14 protein-coding genes and 2 riboswitches are annotated in these 14,615 nt (G+C 68.0%); of the genes, 4 read left to right on the top strand and 10 right to left on the bottom strand.

Annotated features, from left to right (window positions below; all coding sequences use genetic code 11):
• Window positions 1-93 precede the first annotated feature (93 nt).
• Window positions 94-870 carry an SDR family oxidoreductase gene (locus tag ACJ7C5_RS08600; protein ID WP_088027403.1) on the bottom strand — a complete coding sequence of 259 codons (777 nt, stop codon included), beginning with the start codon at window positions 868-870 and terminating at the stop codon, window positions 94-96.
• 111 nt (window positions 871-981) lie between these two features.
• Here ACJ7C5_RS08600 and ACJ7C5_RS08595 point away from each other — a divergent pair, with 111 nt between their 5' ends.
• Window positions 982-1,194, top strand: coding sequence for a hypothetical protein (locus tag ACJ7C5_RS08595; RefSeq protein WP_088027405.1), 213 nt, complete (start codon window positions 982-984; stop codon window positions 1,192-1,194).
• A 98-nt stretch (window positions 1,195-1,292) separates the two neighbouring features.
• Here the strand turns inward: ACJ7C5_RS08595 and sppA are convergent, their stop codons facing one another.
• The 4 genes from sppA to ACJ7C5_RS08575 form a co-directional block, all read right to left on the bottom strand.
• Entirely contained in the window at window positions 1,293-3,203 is a 1,911-nt protein-coding gene (gene sppA, locus ACJ7C5_RS08590; RefSeq protein WP_412703648.1) for a signal peptide peptidase SppA, read from the bottom strand.
• Window positions 3,204-3,329: 126 nt separating this feature from the next.
• Complete coding sequence (locus ACJ7C5_RS08585) at window positions 3,330-4,694, bottom strand: MATE family efflux transporter (protein ID WP_110713888.1); 1,365 nt, start codon at window positions 4,692-4,694, stop codon at window positions 3,330-3,332.
• Between the two features lie 282 nt (window positions 4,695-4,976).
• The gene (locus tag ACJ7C5_RS08580; RefSeq protein ID WP_285317698.1) at window positions 4,977-5,561 is read right to left on the bottom strand and encodes a DUF3106 domain-containing protein; all 585 of its coding nucleotides are present in this window, start codon (window positions 5,559-5,561) and stop codon (window positions 4,977-4,979) included.
• The gene (locus tag ACJ7C5_RS08575; RefSeq protein WP_412703647.1) at window positions 5,554-6,558 is read right to left on the bottom strand and encodes a hypothetical protein; all 1,005 of its coding nucleotides are present in this window, start codon (window positions 6,556-6,558) and stop codon (window positions 5,554-5,556) included. Before ACJ7C5_RS08575 ends, ACJ7C5_RS08580 begins: the two co-directional genes overlap by 8 nt.
• Before the next feature lie 392 nt (window positions 6,559-6,950).
• Here ACJ7C5_RS08575 and ACJ7C5_RS08570 point away from each other — a divergent pair, with 392 nt between their 5' ends.
• Window positions 6,951-9,149: a primosomal protein N' gene (locus ACJ7C5_RS08570; RefSeq protein WP_412703646.1), complete on the top strand. Its 2,199-nt coding sequence runs from the start codon at window positions 6,951-6,953 to the stop codon at window positions 9,147-9,149.
• Window positions 9,150-9,240: 91 nt separating this feature from the next.
• Here the strand turns inward: ACJ7C5_RS08570 and ACJ7C5_RS08565 are convergent, their stop codons facing one another.
• Entirely contained in the window at window positions 9,241-9,861 is a 621-nt protein-coding gene (locus tag ACJ7C5_RS08565; RefSeq protein ID WP_088027414.1) for a glutathione S-transferase family protein, read from the bottom strand.
• A 114-nt stretch (window positions 9,862-9,975) separates the two neighbouring features.
• Window positions 9,976-10,755, bottom strand: coding sequence for an NYN domain-containing protein (locus tag ACJ7C5_RS08560; protein ID WP_014648580.1), 780 nt, complete (start codon window positions 10,753-10,755; stop codon window positions 9,976-9,978).
• A 122-nt stretch (window positions 10,756-10,877) separates the two neighbouring features.
• On the opposite strand from ACJ7C5_RS08560, the gene ACJ7C5_RS08555 reads away from it, so the two are divergent.
• Entirely contained in the window at window positions 10,878-12,158 is a 1,281-nt protein-coding gene (locus tag ACJ7C5_RS08555; protein ID WP_125426772.1) for an NAD(P)/FAD-dependent oxidoreductase, read from the top strand.
• Between the two features lie 103 nt (window positions 12,159-12,261).
• Here ACJ7C5_RS08555 and ACJ7C5_RS08550 read toward each other — a convergent pair whose 3' ends face one another.
• From ACJ7C5_RS08550 to ACJ7C5_RS08540, 3 genes are all read right to left on the bottom strand, one after another.
• A complete protein-coding gene (locus tag ACJ7C5_RS08550; RefSeq protein WP_412703645.1) occupies window positions 12,262-12,717 on the bottom strand; it encodes a hypothetical protein in 456 nt (151 codons plus the stop codon).
• A 4-nt stretch (window positions 12,718-12,721) separates the two neighbouring features.
• A complete protein-coding gene (locus ACJ7C5_RS08545) occupies window positions 12,722-13,153 on the bottom strand; it encodes a nuclear transport factor 2 family protein (protein ID WP_180845071.1) in 432 nt (143 codons plus the stop codon).
• Window positions 13,154-13,274: 121 nt separating this feature from the next.
• Window positions 13,275-13,550: a GIY-YIG nuclease family protein gene (locus ACJ7C5_RS08540; protein WP_014038656.1), complete on the bottom strand. Its 276-nt coding sequence runs from the start codon at window positions 13,548-13,550 to the stop codon at window positions 13,275-13,277.
• 40 nt (window positions 13,551-13,590) lie between these two features.
• Window positions 13,591-13,680, top strand: a riboswitch (glycine riboswitch).
• A 13-nt stretch (window positions 13,681-13,693) separates the two neighbouring features.
• Window positions 13,694-13,797, top strand: a riboswitch (glycine riboswitch).
• 84 nt (window positions 13,798-13,881) lie between these two features.
• Here ACJ7C5_RS08540 and ACJ7C5_RS08535 point away from each other — a divergent pair.
• Window positions 13,882-14,499 carry a trimeric intracellular cation channel family protein gene (locus tag ACJ7C5_RS08535; protein ID WP_005411215.1) on the top strand — a complete coding sequence of 206 codons (618 nt, stop codon included), beginning with the start codon at window positions 13,882-13,884 and terminating at the stop codon, window positions 14,497-14,499.
• Window positions 14,500-14,615 lie beyond the last annotated feature (116 nt).

Below are 14,615 nucleotides of genomic sequence, written 5' to 3'. Positions count from 1 at the left end.
CCCCGTGGGTGGGGGGGGCGGGGTGGGCCCAAACTTCAAATTCTTTCTTTGCGGGGGGGCCCCCCCCCCCCCCCCGCCACTACCACCGCATGATCAGAACCCGTAGCGCAGGAAACCACCATCCACCGCGATGCACTCGCCGGTGACATAGCTGGCCGCTGGCAGGCACAGGAAGCCCACGGCCGCAGCCACTTCCTCCGGCTCGCCGATGCGGCGCATCGGCGTGCGGTTGACCACTTCCTCGTAATAATCCGGGTCCGACAACGGGCCGGACGTGCGCCGCGTGCGGATGTACCACGGCGCCACCGCGTTGACCCGGATGCCATCCTCGGCCCACTCTACGGCCAGGTTGCGGGTCATCTGGTGCATCGCCGCCTTGGTCATGCCGTAGACCACGCCACTGCGCACGTGGGTCAGGCCGGACACGCTGCCGACATTGACGATCGACGACGACGCGTGGCGGGCCAGCAGCGGATGCGCGTAGCGCGACAGCTCGAATGCCGAGAACAGGTTGGTCTCGAAGATCTTCCGCCATTCGTCCTCGGAATACTCCGTGGCCGCCTTGGTGACGTTGCCGCCGGCGTTGTTGACCAGGATGTGCAGGCCATCGCTGTGGTCCTCCACCCAGTCCAGGATCTGGCGGCGGTCCTCGTCGTCGGAAACATCGGCGGCCAGCGCGTGCACCTGCATCTGCGGATACACATCCAGCAGTTCGTCGCGTGCGGTCTCCAGCATGTCGATATCGCGGCCGACGATCATCAGGTCGGCGCCGAGCCCCGCCAGTTCATGCGCGATGGCCAGGCCGATGCCGGCGCTGGCGCCGGTGATCAGGGCCGTCTGGCCGTCCAGGCGCCACCGTTGCTGGGTCATGTGTCCTCCGGGGCCGTGCCCACTGCATTTCGATGCCGCAAGGATACGCGCTCACGGCGGCGCCCTGCCGAAGGTGCGACACTGCCCGTACGCCCACCGCGGAGAGCCGCCATGCGCATGCTGATCCTGTCCTCGCCCCTGCTGGCCACCGTGCTGCTGGCGGGCTGCCAGCGGCCGCCGGCGCCGAACCCAGAGAAGCCACCGGTGCCACGAGCGATGTCGCGTGCTATCAACGAACCGCTGGACCGCGCCAAGGGCGTGCAGAAAACCGTGGACGATGCCGCCGCGCGTGAGCGCAAGGCCGAGGCCGACGCGACGCAGTGACCTGTGGGGTCAGCACCCTTTGCGCTGCAAAGGGATCCGACCCCATCAACGAAAACGCCCGGCCTGAGCCGGGCGTTTTCATTCGATACCGTTGCCGGTCAGAACCCGCAGAAGCAGTACGCCAGCGCCTTCACCGGCGCGCCATTGCCCTTCTCGCGGGCCGCGTTCTCGACGAAGCGCAGCTGCGTATCCACTTCCGGCATCGTGCGCGCCAGCATCATGCGCGCCATGCCCGAATCGGACAGCATCCAGGCACCGGCGCGGCTGCCAGCGAAACCGCTGACGAACTGCGCGAACGGCGTCGCCGCCTTCTCGATGTAGCGCACGCGGTAGGCATCGGCCTTGCCGAGCTTGGCGCGACTCGCGGCGTCGGCCACGGCATCCTTCAGGCCACCGAAGGCATCGACCAGGCCGCGTTCCTTGGCCTGTGCACCGCTCCACACGCGGCCACGGGCCACTTCGTCGACAGCCTCGACCGGCTTCTTGCGGGCGTCGGCGACGCGACCGGTGAAGTCGGCGTAACCCTTGTTGATCACCGTCTGGATGACCTGGCCCACAGCCGGATCCATCGGACGGGTGACATCGAAGGCACCGGCGAAACGGGTGGTGCCGACACCATCGGTGTGCACGCCGATCTTGTCCAGCGCGCGGCTGAAGTTCGGCACCATGCCGAAGATGCCGATCGAACCGGTGATGGTCGACGGGTCGGCATAGATGCGGTCGGCATTCATGCTGATCCAGTAGCCACCGGAGGCGGCCAGGTCACCCATCGACACCACCACCGGCTTGCCGGCGGCCTGCAGGGCCACCACCTCGCGGCGGATCTGCTCGGAGGCGAACACTTCACCGCCCGGCGAATCCACGCGCAGCACCACGGCCTTCACGTTCTCGTCGTCGCGCGCGGCACGCAGCAGCGCCGAGGTCGACTCGCCACCGATGCGGCCGGCCGGCAGGTCGCCGCCACTGATCTCGCCTTCGGCCACCACCACCGCCACCTGCGGACGCGAGTCCACCGGGTTGCGGCGCGCATCGAGCTGGCCCAGGTAGGAGCCGAAGTCGATGTTGCGGAAACCACCGTCGGCATCGTCGTCAGCCATGCCGCGCTCGATCATCAGATCCTCGAATTCCTCGCGGGTCTTCAGTGACGTCACCAGCTTCTGCTGCAGGGCGAACTTGGCCAGGTCGCCACCGGCAGCGGCGATGCCTTCCGGCATCGTGTCGATGCCGGCGGCCAACTGTGCCGGATCCAGGCGGCGGGCCTTGGCGATGTCGCCCAGGTAACGCTGCCACACGTCGTTCATCCAGAACAGGTCGGCTTCCTTGGACGCCGGCGAGGCGGCGTCGAGCACGTACGGCTCGGCCGCGGACTTGTACTCGCCCACCTTGAACAGGTGCACGTCCACGCCCAGCTTGTCCTGCAGGCCGGTGCGGAAATACTGGCGGTAGCGGCCCAGGCCCTCGAGCACGACCGAACCCATCGGGTCCAGGTAGACCTCGTCGGCCTGTGCGGCCAGCAGGTACTGCGACTGGCCCATGCTCTCGCTGTAGGCCACCAGCTGCTTGCCGGACGCACGCAGGTCCTGCAGCGCGGTGGCCACTTCACGCAGCGAGGCGAAGCCCGACGGCTGCAGCTTGTCCAGCTCCAGCACCACGCGCTCGATCTTCTTGTCGTCCTTGGCCGACTCGATCACCCGCAGCAGGTCACGCAGCTGGATCTCTTCGGCGCCGTTGTCACCCACCGCCTTGGCCAGCGCGCGGCTGACCGGATCGGCACTGAACTGCTCGACCAGGCGGCCTTCCGGTGCGATCACCAGGGTGGTGCGGTCCTGCAGCGACTTGCTGGCACCGGCGCCCATGCCGGCAGCGATGACGAACATCACCAGCAGCAGGAACAGCAGGCCGAAGAACACCAGGTTGAGGATCAACCGGCGTGTGAAGTTCATGACGTCCCACAGCCCGATGAAGAAACTGGCGACGGGGTTGCGACGCGCCGGGGGCAGCGGGGGCACGGGTTGATTCATGGAACGCTCCGGATGGCTTCTTGCCGTGGTGCCAGCATAGCCGGTGCCGCGTGATGCGGCATCGGACACAAGTCAGGGGATCGCCCGCCACGGATCATCGTGGCGGGCGGGAGGTCAGGACAGCGCGGACTGGCCGATGCGCAGGCTGCTGCGGCGCAGGCGCCAGCCCATCAGGATGGCGGCGGCGGTCAGGCCGACGATCAGGCCGATCCACATGCCCTGCGGCCCCATGCCCAACCCCAGGCCGAGCCCGGCGCCGAGCGGCATGCCCAGGCCCCAGTACGCGAACATGGCGATGAACATCGGCACGCGGGTGTCCTTCAAGCCGCGCAGCGCGCCGGCCGACAGCACCTGGATGCCATCCGGGAACTGGAAGGTGGCCGCGTACAGCAGCAGGGTGGAGGCCAGGCCGGCCACCGCCAGGTCGTTGGTGTAGACACCGACGATGGCGTCATGGCCGAACAGCAGCACCGCTGCCGACAACGTCTGCGTACCCATGATGATCGCGTAGCCGGCCCAGGCCGCGCGCCGCACGCCGAAGCCATCGCCACGACCGACCGCATGGCCGACGCGCACGGTGGTGGCCTCGGCCACGCCCATCGGGATCATGAAGCACAGCTGGGCGACGTTGATCGCGATCTGGTGCGCGGCCGCTTCATTGGCACCAAGGCGGCCGATCAGCAGCGCGGTGACGATGAACAGGCCACCCTCCATCAGCACGGTGATGCCGATCGGCAGGCCGGTGCGCAGCAGGTCCCAGATCGCCTTCCAGCGCGGTCCTTCGAAGTGCGAGAACAGCTGCAGGTGGGCAAAGCGCTTGGTGAACCACAGGTAGGTGGCGAAGGCGATCGCCTGCAGCCACATCATCACCGCCGAAGCGATGCCCAGGCCTTCGGCGCCCATTTCCGGGAAGCCGAGCTTGCCGTTGGCCAGCACATAGCCCATCGGTGCCAGCACCAGCAGGCCGCCGAAGCCGAGCAGCATGGTCGGCAGCGTCCAGTGCATGCCCTCGCTGAGATAGCGCATGCAGAAATACAGGGTCAGCGCCGGGCCGCCCCAGCGCACCGCGTGCAGGAATGCGGTGGCCCCCGGCACGATGTCCGGCGCGATGCCGAAGGCCGGCAGCAGCGGCGGCACCACGGTGAGGAAGGTGAACATGATCAGGCCCAGGCCCAGCGCCAGCCACAGTGCCTGGCGGAACAGCGGGCCGATCTCGCGCTCGCGGCCAGCGCCATGCAGCTGCGACACCGAGGCGGTGAGCGAGATCAGGGTGCCGATCGGGATCAGCATCGGCAGCCACAGCAGGGCGGTGCCGATGGTCACCGCGGCCAGGGTCGCCGTGGCGTGGTGGCCGGCAATGACATTGTCGACGAAGGAGATCAGACCGGTGGACACATGCCCGAGCACAAGCGGCAGGGCGAGCAGACCGGTAGCGCCGACTTCCTTGCTGAAGCGCGGCGTGGAGGTTGCAGTAGACATAAGGTGCTTGACGCGAACTGCGGTTGCGCGCGAAGGGCACAGGCACCGGGTTGCGGGCCGCCATCTTACGCGTGCAGCGCGCGCATTCCCATGACATGGCGTGAATGCTGGGTTCCGGCAGGCCCCGGCATCACGCGTTGCGATCACGTTACCGGGGATAAGGGCCCGCTGCGTAGAGTCGACTGTCAGTCGATTGCTCTTCCATCAGATCGCGAAAACCCCGCGCTGCGCGCGCAAGTCGACTGACAGTCGACTCTACCCGTAGACGCTACGCCCTCGGCATTACTGCCCGGCCTGGCGCTTGAGCCAGGTGTCGCGCTCGGCGGCCGGCACCGCGAGGAACGCGCTGCGTACCGTGTCGCGTTCCTGCGGTGGTGTGCGCTGCGCGACCAGGGTCAGCTGGGCCAGCTGCGCCGGGCTGAGCTGGCGCAGCACGGCCAGCGCGGCCTCGCGCTGCTCCGGCGGCACGAAGCCGAACAGGCCGTGCAGCTTGGGGAATTCCAGGCCCAGTTGCGGGCCCAGCCGCCAGCCTTCGCGGAATGCCTGGTCCTGCGCCTGGAACTGCTGGCGCAGGCGTTGCTGCTGGTCGGCCGGCAGCGCATTGAAGCGCGCAGCGGCCTGGCGGATCCGCTCGCGTTCGCCCTCCGGCAATGCCCGCCATGCGGCGTAGTCGGCGCGGCGCTGGCGCTGCTGCTGGGCGTCGAGCTGGGTGAATGCAGCCGGTGTCGTGCTTGTGGTGGCCGGGCCCGGAGCCGTCGACGAACTGCCCGGCACTGGCGGCGGCAGCGGCACGTTCAAGGTCTGCGGCGCGGCGGACAGCGACAACGGCAGGGCCAGCAGCAGGCTGGCGAACAGGGTCTTATTCATCGGCAGCAGCGGTTTCCAGCGTGGCGCTTGCCGGCTCGGGCCGGCTCGGCTTGGATTGCGATTCGTCCACCGGCAGTGGGCCACCGGCCGCCGTCCACGCATACAGATCGGCATCGGCCACCAGCGGATAGTCGCGGTCGGCCAGCATCGTGGCGTCGTCCGTAGCCTGCGCAGGGGTCGCGTCCGGCGTGGCGTTGACCTTGCTTGGCGGCAGTGCTTCCACCGTGACCGGCCCCGCTTCGCCGACCACGCCTTCCGGCAGCGGGGCGTCGCTGCCGAACGAATGCCCCTGCCAATAGCGCCAGCCCAGTGCTGCGGCCAACAGCACCGCCACCGTCACCAGCAGGATCAGCGGACCGCGCCAGCGTGGCTTGGCATTCGATCGGCGGCGCTTGCCGCTGGCAGCCGCACGCTCGTCCCGCTGCGGTGCACGCCAGCCGGCGGTCGGGGATTCATTGTTGGCGGCCGGCGCGGCGGGTTGCTGCAGCTGCTGCAGGCGCTTGGCCGGCAGATCGCGGATGCGCGCCTGCACCTGTTCGGCCAGTTGACGCCAGGCCGATGCATCGGGCTGGCCGTGCGCATCGCGCGGGCAAGCGTCGGCGAGCAGATGCTGGTAGCTGGCCTCGTCCTGGTCGAGCACGCGCATGGCGATGCCTTCGTCCAGGCTGCCCCCCACCCGCAGCAACAGCGCCAGGCGCGGCAGCGATCCCATCTCGCCAAGCGCAGCCAACGGCGGTCCCCACTGGCCGCCCACCGGCTCACGCAGCGCCTGGCGCTGGGCCAGCAGGGTCCAGAAGCGGGTTGGCCACTGCGCCATCGGCAGGTCGCTGGCGACCGCCGCAAACGCGCGCATCACCGCCACCAGGGTCTGCTCGGCCCGGGCAGCATCGCCGCACTGCAGTTCAGCCACCACCAGGGCGCGGCGTTCAACGCCTCGCAGGAACGCCGACAGCGCGCCGGCCGCGGTCGAGGAAACAGGGGCGGGCACAGCCGTCATCGGTCACTCCAAAGGTCTGCCGGCATGATAGCGGCAGGCCATCGGCGCCCGGCAGGACTTGCGCCCGCAGGCACTTCGTGCTGCAGGTTGTGCACAGCACCAAGGCCCCGCTGCGGAAAACTGGGGCATCCAGCTGAATTCACTCTGTTTCAGCATTGTTTCACACATAAGTTGTTGATTTTGAATGTTTTTACTATGTGGCGATTTTTTGACCAACCCGAGCGTGAGGCCGTCGCCATCGGCCTTCTGCGTTTCCGCTGACCGTTAACGCACAACGTTATCCACAGAACATGTGGATAAGACTGAATCTCCAATGGACACCGATATTTAGGTGACATTTATGATTCAACGGGCGTCGCCCGGCCGATCCCGCTCCTGCCATTCGCGCGCGCATGGGCCGTTACACTGGCCCGATGCTTTCACCGATTCCGACCCTGCAGGTCGCCCTGCCCGTCCCCCTGCCTCGCCTGTTCGACTACCTGTCGCCGGAGGGCGAGGCCCCCACGGCGGCGGTCGGCTGCCGTGTGAAGGTGCCGTTCGGCAACCGCGAACTGGTCGGCGTGGTGGTCGGCCACGGCCAGACCGACGACGGTCAGGGCCTGCGCCAGGCGCTGGCCTGGTGCGATCCGCAGCCGCTGCTGCAGGGTGAGCTGTGGCAGAGCCTGCAGTGGCTGGCGCGCTACACCCATGCCCCTCTCGGCGAAGTGCTGAGCACCGCCCTGCCCGGCCCGCTGCGCCATGGCGAGACCCTGCCCGACACCCATCACTGGGGCTGGCAGCTGACGGTAGAAGGCCATGCCCAGCGCGGGAAGCTGCGCGCCGGCAGCCGCCCGCGGCAGTTGGCCGAACTGCTGGCCGACGCCGTGGTGGATGAGGATGTGCTGGGCGAACGCATGCAGGACTGGCGCGCCGCAGCACGCAGTCTGGCCAAGCGTGATCTGGCCGAGCGCGTGGCGCTGACGGTGGCCCCGCAACATGCGCAGCCACTGCCCGGTCCAACGCTCAACCCGGACCAGGCCGAGGCGGTGGCCGCAATCAACGCCACCGAAGGCTTCCAGCCCTTCCTGCTGGATGGCGTGACCGGCAGCGGCAAGACCGAGGTTTACCTGCAGGCGATCATCCATTGCCTGGCGCAGGGCAAGCAAGCATTGGTGCTGGTGCCGGAAATCGGCCTGACCCCACAGACCCTGGCACGCTTCCGCGGCCGCCTCGGCATCGCTGTGCACGCGCTGCACTCGGGGTTGAATGACAACGAGCGCGCACGCGTCTGGGCGGCGGCTTCGCGTGGCGAGGCACGGGTCATCGTCGGCACCCGCTCGGCGGTGTTCACGCCATTGCCGCAGGCCGGCCTGCTGATCGTCGACGAGGAACACGACGGCAGCTACAAGCAGCAGGATGGCATCCGCTATCACGCGCGCGATTTCGCTCTGGTGCGCGCCAAGGCACTCGGCATCCCGGTGCTGCTGGGCAGCGCCACGCCCTCGCTGGAAACCCTGCATAACGCCTACGCCGGGCGCTACACGCACCTGCGCCTGAAGCAGCGCGCCGGTGACGCACGGCCGCCACGCGTGCGCATCCTCGATGTGCGCAAGCGGCCGCTGCATGACGGTCTGTCAGCCGACGTACTGGCCGGCATCGGCGAACACCTGCAGCGTGGCCAGCAGGTGCTGGTGTTCAAGAACCGCCGTGGCTACGCGCCGGTGCTGCTGTGCCACGACTGTGGCTGGACTGCACCGTGCAACCGCTGCGATGCACCGATGACCGTGCATGGCGGCGGCCGTCGCCTGCAGTGCCATCACTGCGGCGCGCGGCAACCGGCACCGTTGGCCTGCCCGGCCTGCGGCAGCCTGGCGCTGCAGCCGCAGGGTATCGGCACCGAACGCCTGGAAGAGCACCTCACCGCCGCCTTCGCCGATTTCCCGGTGGTGCGCATCGACCGCGGCACCACGTCGCGACGTGACGCGCTGGAACAGCAGCTGGCGAAACTGGGCGACCAGCCCGGCATCCTGGTCGGCACGCAGATCCTGGCCAAGGGCCACGACCTGCCCAAGCTGACCCTGGTGGTGGTGGTGGGCATCGACGAAGGTCTGTTCTCCGCCGACTTCCGCGCCAGCGAGAAACTGGCCCAGCAGCTGATCCAGGTAGCCGGTCGCGCGGGACGTGCACGTGATCCTGGTGAGGTCTGGCTGCAGACCCATCATCCCGGGCACCCGCTGCTGGAAACCCTGGTCAGCGGTGGCTACCACCCGTTCGCGCAGGCCGAGTTGAACCAGCGCCAGGCGGCCGGATTCCCACCGTTCGCGCATCTGGCACTGATGCGGGCCGAGGCACAGCAAGTGGAGCATGCCAACGCGTTCCTGCTGGCGGCGCGGCAACTGCTGGGGGAACAGAATGTGGTCGAGGCCTATGGGCCCATGCCGGCGCCGATGCCACGGCGTGCCGGCTACCAGCGCACCCAACTGCTGCTGTCTGCGCTGCAGCGGCCGCCGCTGCATGGGGTGCTTTCGCAGCTGGTTCCGCAGCTCTACACGCTGCCGGAAGCACGCAAGGTGCGCTGGTCGCTGGATGTGGACCCGACGGATCTGTATTGATCCGGTCGGTGCTGCCGAGCATGGCTCGGCACTACTGTAGAGCCGAGCCATGCTCGGCTGCTTCTCTTTCCAGGAAAGGACCCGGCCCCGCTTACGTCAGCGGCGACATCACGCCGCGCTGGTAGGCCGGCCGCTCGCGCAGGCGGGCGTACCAGTCGGCCAGGTGCGGCAGTTCCGGGCGCTGTATCGGCAGTTCGAACCAGGCATAGATCAGCGAGCCCAGCGGGATGTCACCCATCGCGAATTTCTCGCCGGACAGCCACGGCTGTTTGGCCAGCGTGGCATCGGCCATCGCCAGGTAGTCACCGGCACGCACGATGGCGGCATTGATGCGCGCTTCGTCACGGTCGGCAGGGGCGGTGCGCATGATGCCCCAGATCAGGTCAGTGTAGATCGGCGCCATCCGCGAGGTGCTCCAGTCCATCCACTTCTCGGCCTGGGCACGTTCCATCGGGTCTTCGGCGTACAGCGTGCCCAGCGCATAGCGCGCGCTCAGGTAACGCACGATGGCATTCGACTCCCACAGCGGCAGGCCGTGGTCTTCGATCACCGGCACCAGGCTGTTGGGATTCATCGCCTGGTACTCCGGCGTCTGCGTGCCGCCATGGCTGCCACCGACTTCGATGGATTCATACGGCAGGCCGATCTCCTCGGCGCACCACAGCACCTTGCGGACGTTACTGGAATTGCGGCGGCCCCAGATCTTCAACATGCGGGTTTTTTCCTTGCTGGCAATGCGAGCGGCAACGATACGCCTGATCGGAGTGGGTGTGTGGGTGGCCGATGTGGAATCGGGCACCTGCGCGCTGCCGGCCAGCGGCCGGCACTACCGGTTCTTTTTCGGCAACGCGCGTACGTAGGACGACTTGCCGTCCTTCTTCAGCTCGAACAGGCCGATCGCCGCCAGCAGGTCACTGAGCTTGCCGTAACCGTAGTTGCGCGGATCGAACGAAGCCTGGTTGCCGATCTGGCTGCCAACCGGCCCCAGATGCGACCAGCCATCCTCGCCCTCGGCCGAGGACACCGCGCGGCGCAGCATCTTCACCAGCCGGGTGTCACTGCGCATTTCCGCACCGCTCTTGCGTGGCCGGGCATCGTCGTTGGCCACGGGCTCGTTCGATGCCTGTTCGCTGGAGGCCTGTTCGGCATCCGGCACGCTGGCATGGGTCTGGCCCAGCGCTTCCAGGTAGGTGAACTTCGAGCACGCGTTGACGAACGGCTCCGGGGTTTTCTTCTCCCCGAAGCCATAGACCTTCACGCCGTCGGTCAGCAGGCGCATCACCATGGGGGTGAAATCGGCATCGCTGGACACGATGGCGAAGCCATCGAGATTGCGCGCGTACAGCAGGTCCATGGCGTCGATCACCATCGCCATGTCTGAAGCATTCTTGCCCTTGCTGTAGGCGAACTGCTGGATCGGGCGGATCGCGTACTCGTGCAGCACCGCTTCCCAGCCCTTCAACCGCGGGCTCTTCCAGTTGCCGTAAGCACGGCGAACGTTGGCCACGCCGTAGCGGGCGACTTCGGCCAGGACCTCGTCGATCTTCGATGCCGGCGCATTGTCGGCGTCGATCAACAGGGCGATGCGCTTTTCCGGTTCGCTCATGGGCTCCTCACGGGCCGTTGCCTGAACCCGAGTATCGCCGATCCATGCGGGCGCTGACGTGACAGGGGGCCATCATGCGAAGATGCCAGGCGCTTCCCCCATGCCCCCACTGGAGTGAGTCGATGAGTCGCGAGCGCGTTCCCCACCTGGTTGTTGTCGGCGGCGGTTTTGCCGGTCTCTGGGCCACCCGTGCCCTGGCCCGCGAGCGCATACGCATCACCCTGGTCGACCGCCGCAACCATCACCTGTTCCAGCCGCTGCTGTACCAGGTGGCCACCGCCGGCCTGTCCGCGCCGGATATCGCCGCACCGCTGCGCCACATCCTCGGCCACCAGCGCAATGTGGAAGTCCGCCTCGGCGAAGTGGTGACCATCGACAAGCAGGCCCGGCAGATCCGCATGGCCGATGGCAGCACGCTGGACTACGACAGCCTGCTGTTGGCTACCGGCGCCACCCACGCCTACTTCGGCAACGACCAGTGGGCCGATGATGCCCCGGGCCTGAAGACGCTGGACGATGCCATCGCATTGCGCCGCAAGCTGCTGCTGGCCTTCGAGCGCGCCGAGGCCGAACCGGACCCGGCGAAGAAGGCCGCATGGCTGAGCTTTGCCGTGGTGGGTGGTGGACCTACCGGCGTCGAACTGGCCGGCACTCTGGCCGAGATCGCGCGGCATACGCTGCGCAACGAGTTCCGCCACATCGACCCGGCCAGCGCCAAGGTGCGGCTGGTCGAAGCTGGCCCACGCGTGTTGTCTTCGTTCCCGGAAGTGCTTTCGCTGAAAGCACGCCGGCAGCTGGAAAAACTGGGCGTGGAAGTGCTGACGGGTACCCCGGTGAGCGACATCGACAGCCAGGGCTTCAAGCTCGGTGAGCAGTTCGTGCCGGCACGCACGGTGGTCTGGGCCGCCGGTGTGGCCGCTTCACCGCTGGCGCGCACCCTGGACGTGCCGCTGGACCGCGCCGGCCGCGTGCAGGTGCAACCCGATCTCACCCTGCCCGGCCACCCGGAACTGTTCGTGGCCGGCGATCTGGCCGCACTGAACCAGGCCAACGGCAAGCCGGTACCCGGCGTGGCCCCTGCCGCCAAGCAGATGGGCAAGTACGTGGCCGAGGTGATCCGCGCGCGCCTGCATGGCAAGGCCGCACCGGGGCCGTTCAAGTACGCCGACTTCGGCAACCTGGCCACCATCGGCCGCATGGCCGCGATCGTGCACCTGGGCCGGCTGCAGCTTTCCGGCGTGCTGGCCTGGTGGTTCTGGCTGGCCGCGCACGTGTTCTTCCTGATCGGCTTCCGCAACCGCATCGTGGTGCTGCTGAACTGGGCCGTGGCGTACTGGAGCTACCAGCGCAGCGCGCGCATCATCTTCGGTGATGATCAGGAAGACCGGCGGCCGAGGCGCTAGGGCCGAAGACGGACACGGGTTCTCTGCCTGGGAGTAGATCCACGCCATGCGTGGATGGATGTCTGTGCAGGCCGCATGGAGCTCATCCACGCATGGCGTGGCCCTACTGCCTCATCGGACCACCTGGCACCCGCCGTTTCGACCAGGTGCGGCAGAAATCCTCCTTCCTTGCGGTATCGGCAATCTGCGCGGTACTCCAATGCCGGGTGATCCAGATCGTCAACGCGGTGCTGCTCAGATGCCAGCGCAGCATGCCGTGCCGAGGCTGTCGCCACAGGTGGCGTCGGGCAATCCAGAAGGCCTCCCGCTCCACTTCAGGCACCTTCTTCTGCATCACTTCCTTGTCGAAGAACTGCGCGGCGAAGCGCCAGGGGTTCATCGGCTGGTATGCCGCCCGTGGTTCACTGCTGCACGCAGCCACACCGCTGGGCGCGCGGTCCGCCGGCTTCGGCCGGCCTTTCACCAATGCCAGCCCGAGCAGGTACAGCAGGCCAGGCAGCAGTGCGATGCCGGCGACCAACACGATGACTGACAGCCATGCTTTCCCCGCGGCACGCATCGCTCTACGGCGCCTTCGGTTTCGGGTACCACAGCGCGTTGACGATGACCCAGCGCTGGTCGAAGCGCCCCATGTGGAAGTAATCGACGAACCACGGGGTTTCCAGCCGCACCGAGGCGGCGTTGCCGGTCACGTCCAGCACGGTGCAGCGGCGGTCCCATTGATCCTTCGGGGTCTTCAGCGCGCCCTGCTTCGTCAACGCGACCAGCTCTTCCTTCGACATGCGGCGCAGGCCCAGGCGTTCGTCGGGTGTATCGCCGAGCACCGCGCGCTTGGCCAGGTCCGGGTGCAGGGAGCGGGCGACGCGCTGCGGGTCGGCTTCCAGCTGGCCGTCGACGTAGTCGTGGCAGGTGGCTTCGATGGCCGCGATCGTGGCCGGGTCGGCAGCGGGGCTCGTTGCTGCGGAGAGAGCGAACAGCAGGGCAATCGTGGACATCCGGGTCTCCGGCTCTGGGCGCGGAGCGATCATCGCATGGGCCGGGCAGCCCATCCACGCATGGCGTGGCTCTACTGGGACCGGCGCTGTCGGCAGGCCGGAGCCGAGCGTGGGCGTGGATCTACAGAAGCGTTTCGGCTGGCGCCTGCAACCAGGCCAGCTTGCGTTCGCGCGGCTGTTGCTTGAGCTGCCACTCGGCCCGCGAGGCGGCAGCCCGGTCCGGGTACTCGCGTACGGCCAGCACGCGCAGCGGCGGCCGCGCCCGGGTGTAGCGCGCGCCCTTGCCGGCCTGGTGGGCAGCGAAACGCGCGTCCACGTCGGTGCTGATGCCGGCGTAATAGCTGCCATCGCGGCATTCGAGCAGGTACAGGAACCAGGGGCGGAGGGACGGGGCCATGGCCGGATTATGCCGTGCTGCACTGCAGCGGATATACTGGCGGCCGAATGCAGGAGAGAGGCGCCGCGCTGGCGCCCGCCGAAGGCGCAGGCTCCCATGATCGCTCAGGCCGGTGGGCTGGAATCCCACCAACCATGCATTCGACTCGCCGAGCTGGAGAGAGGTCACCGGGCACGCCCGGGACGATCCGCCGAAGGGGCACGCGGCCAACGCCGCTGAACTCTCAGGCAAAAGGACAGCGGGAGCGGCACCGGTCATCGTCATCCCGTCATTGCGCAGGCAGTGGCGGTATATGCGCATGGCCGGCCCCACCGCGCCCGGAGCCTGCCCCATGCTGTTGTCCATCATCTACCTGATCGCCATTTCCGCCGAAGCCATGACCGGCGCGCTGTCCGCCGGCCGCCGCCGCATGGACCTGTTCGGCGTGGTCATGATCGCCTGCGTCACCGCCCTCGGTGGTGGTTCGCTGCGCGACATCCTGCTCGGCCACTACCCGCTGGGCTGGGTGAAGCATCCCGAGTACCTGGGCTTCACCGTGTGTGCGGCGCTGATCGCCACCTGGGTCGCACGCTGGATGCACCACTTCCGACGCACCTTCCTGGTACTCGATGGCCTGGGCCTGATCGCCTTCACCCTGATCGGCTGCTCGATCGCACGTGAGGCCGGCCATGCCATGCCGATCGTGCTGATTGCCGGCATGCTGACCGGCGCCTTCGGCGGCGTGCTGCGCGACATCCTCTGCAACGAGGTGCCGCTGATCTTCCAGAAAGAGCTGTACGCGATCATCGCGCTGCTGACCGGCGCGGCCTACCTGTTGCTGCTGCACTGGGGCGTGGCCGACGCTACCGCGATCCTGTGCTGCCTCGGCGGTGGCTTCGCGCTGCGCCTGCTGGCGATCCATTACCGCTGGGAAATGCCGAAGTTCGTCTATCACGACGAAGTGCATTGATTGCTTGACGGTAGTGCCGGGCGGGGGGCCGCCCCCCCCCCCCCCCCCCCCCCCCCCCACTACCGGGGGCGCGCCCCCCGCCCCCCCCCCCCCCCCCCCCCCCCCCCGGCGGGGGG

This window comes from Nocardiopsis yanglingensis (genome assembly GCF_045809185.1).
Lineage (GTDB): Bacteria > Pseudomonadota > Gammaproteobacteria > Xanthomonadales > Xanthomonadaceae > Stenotrophomonas > Stenotrophomonas yanglingensis.
The sequence above is the reverse complement of the archived record's forward strand: the minus strand, read 5'-3'. Positions and strand labels throughout refer to the sequence as shown.

What these genes read in the sequence shown, in the direction of transcription:
- ACJ7C5_RS08540 (WP_014038656.1), bottom strand. Translation starts at nt 13,550, where the DNA reads ATGGCCCCGTCCCTCCGCCCCTGGTTCCTGTACCTGCTCGAATGCCGC.
- ACJ7C5_RS08545 (WP_180845071.1), bottom strand. Translation starts at nt 13,153, where the DNA reads ATGTCCACGATTGCCCTGCTGTTCGCTCTCTCCGCAGCAACGAGCCCC.
- ACJ7C5_RS08550 (WP_412703645.1), bottom strand. Translation starts at nt 12,717, where the DNA reads ATGCGTGCCGCGGGGAAAGCATGGCTGTCAGTCATCGTGTTGGTCGCC.
- ACJ7C5_RS08565 (WP_088027414.1), bottom strand. Translation starts at nt 9,861, where the DNA reads ATGTTGAAGATCTGGGGCCGCCGCAATTCCAGTAACGTCCGCAAGGTG.
- ACJ7C5_RS08555 (WP_125426772.1), top strand. Translation starts at nt 10,878, where the DNA reads ATGAGTCGCGAGCGCGTTCCCCACCTGGTTGTTGTCGGCGGCGGTTTT.
- ACJ7C5_RS08560 (WP_014648580.1), bottom strand. Translation starts at nt 10,755, where the DNA reads ATGAGCGAACCGGAAAAGCGCATCGCCCTGTTGATCGACGCCGACAAT.
- ACJ7C5_RS08535 (WP_005411215.1), top strand. Translation starts at nt 13,882, where the DNA reads ATGCTGTTGTCCATCATCTACCTGATCGCCATTTCCGCCGAAGCCATG.
- ACJ7C5_RS08585 (WP_110713888.1), bottom strand. Translation starts at nt 4,694, where the DNA reads ATGTCTACTGCAACCTCCACGCCGCGCTTCAGCAAGGAAGTCGGCGCT.
- ACJ7C5_RS08575 (WP_412703647.1), bottom strand. Translation starts at nt 6,558, where the DNA reads ATGACGGCTGTGCCCGCCCCTGTTTCCTCGACCGCGGCCGGCGCGCTG.
- ACJ7C5_RS08570 (WP_412703646.1), top strand. Translation starts at nt 6,951, where the DNA reads ATGGGCCGTTACACTGGCCCGATGCTTTCACCGATTCCGACCCTGCAG.
- ACJ7C5_RS08595 (WP_088027405.1), top strand. Translation starts at nt 982, where the DNA reads ATGCGCATGCTGATCCTGTCCTCGCCCCTGCTGGCCACCGTGCTGCTG.
- ACJ7C5_RS08600 (WP_088027403.1), bottom strand. Translation starts at nt 870, where the DNA reads ATGACCCAGCAACGGTGGCGCCTGGACGGCCAGACGGCCCTGATCACC.
- ACJ7C5_RS08580 (WP_285317698.1), bottom strand. Translation starts at nt 5,561, where the DNA reads ATGAATAAGACCCTGTTCGCCAGCCTGCTGCTGGCCCTGCCGTTGTCG.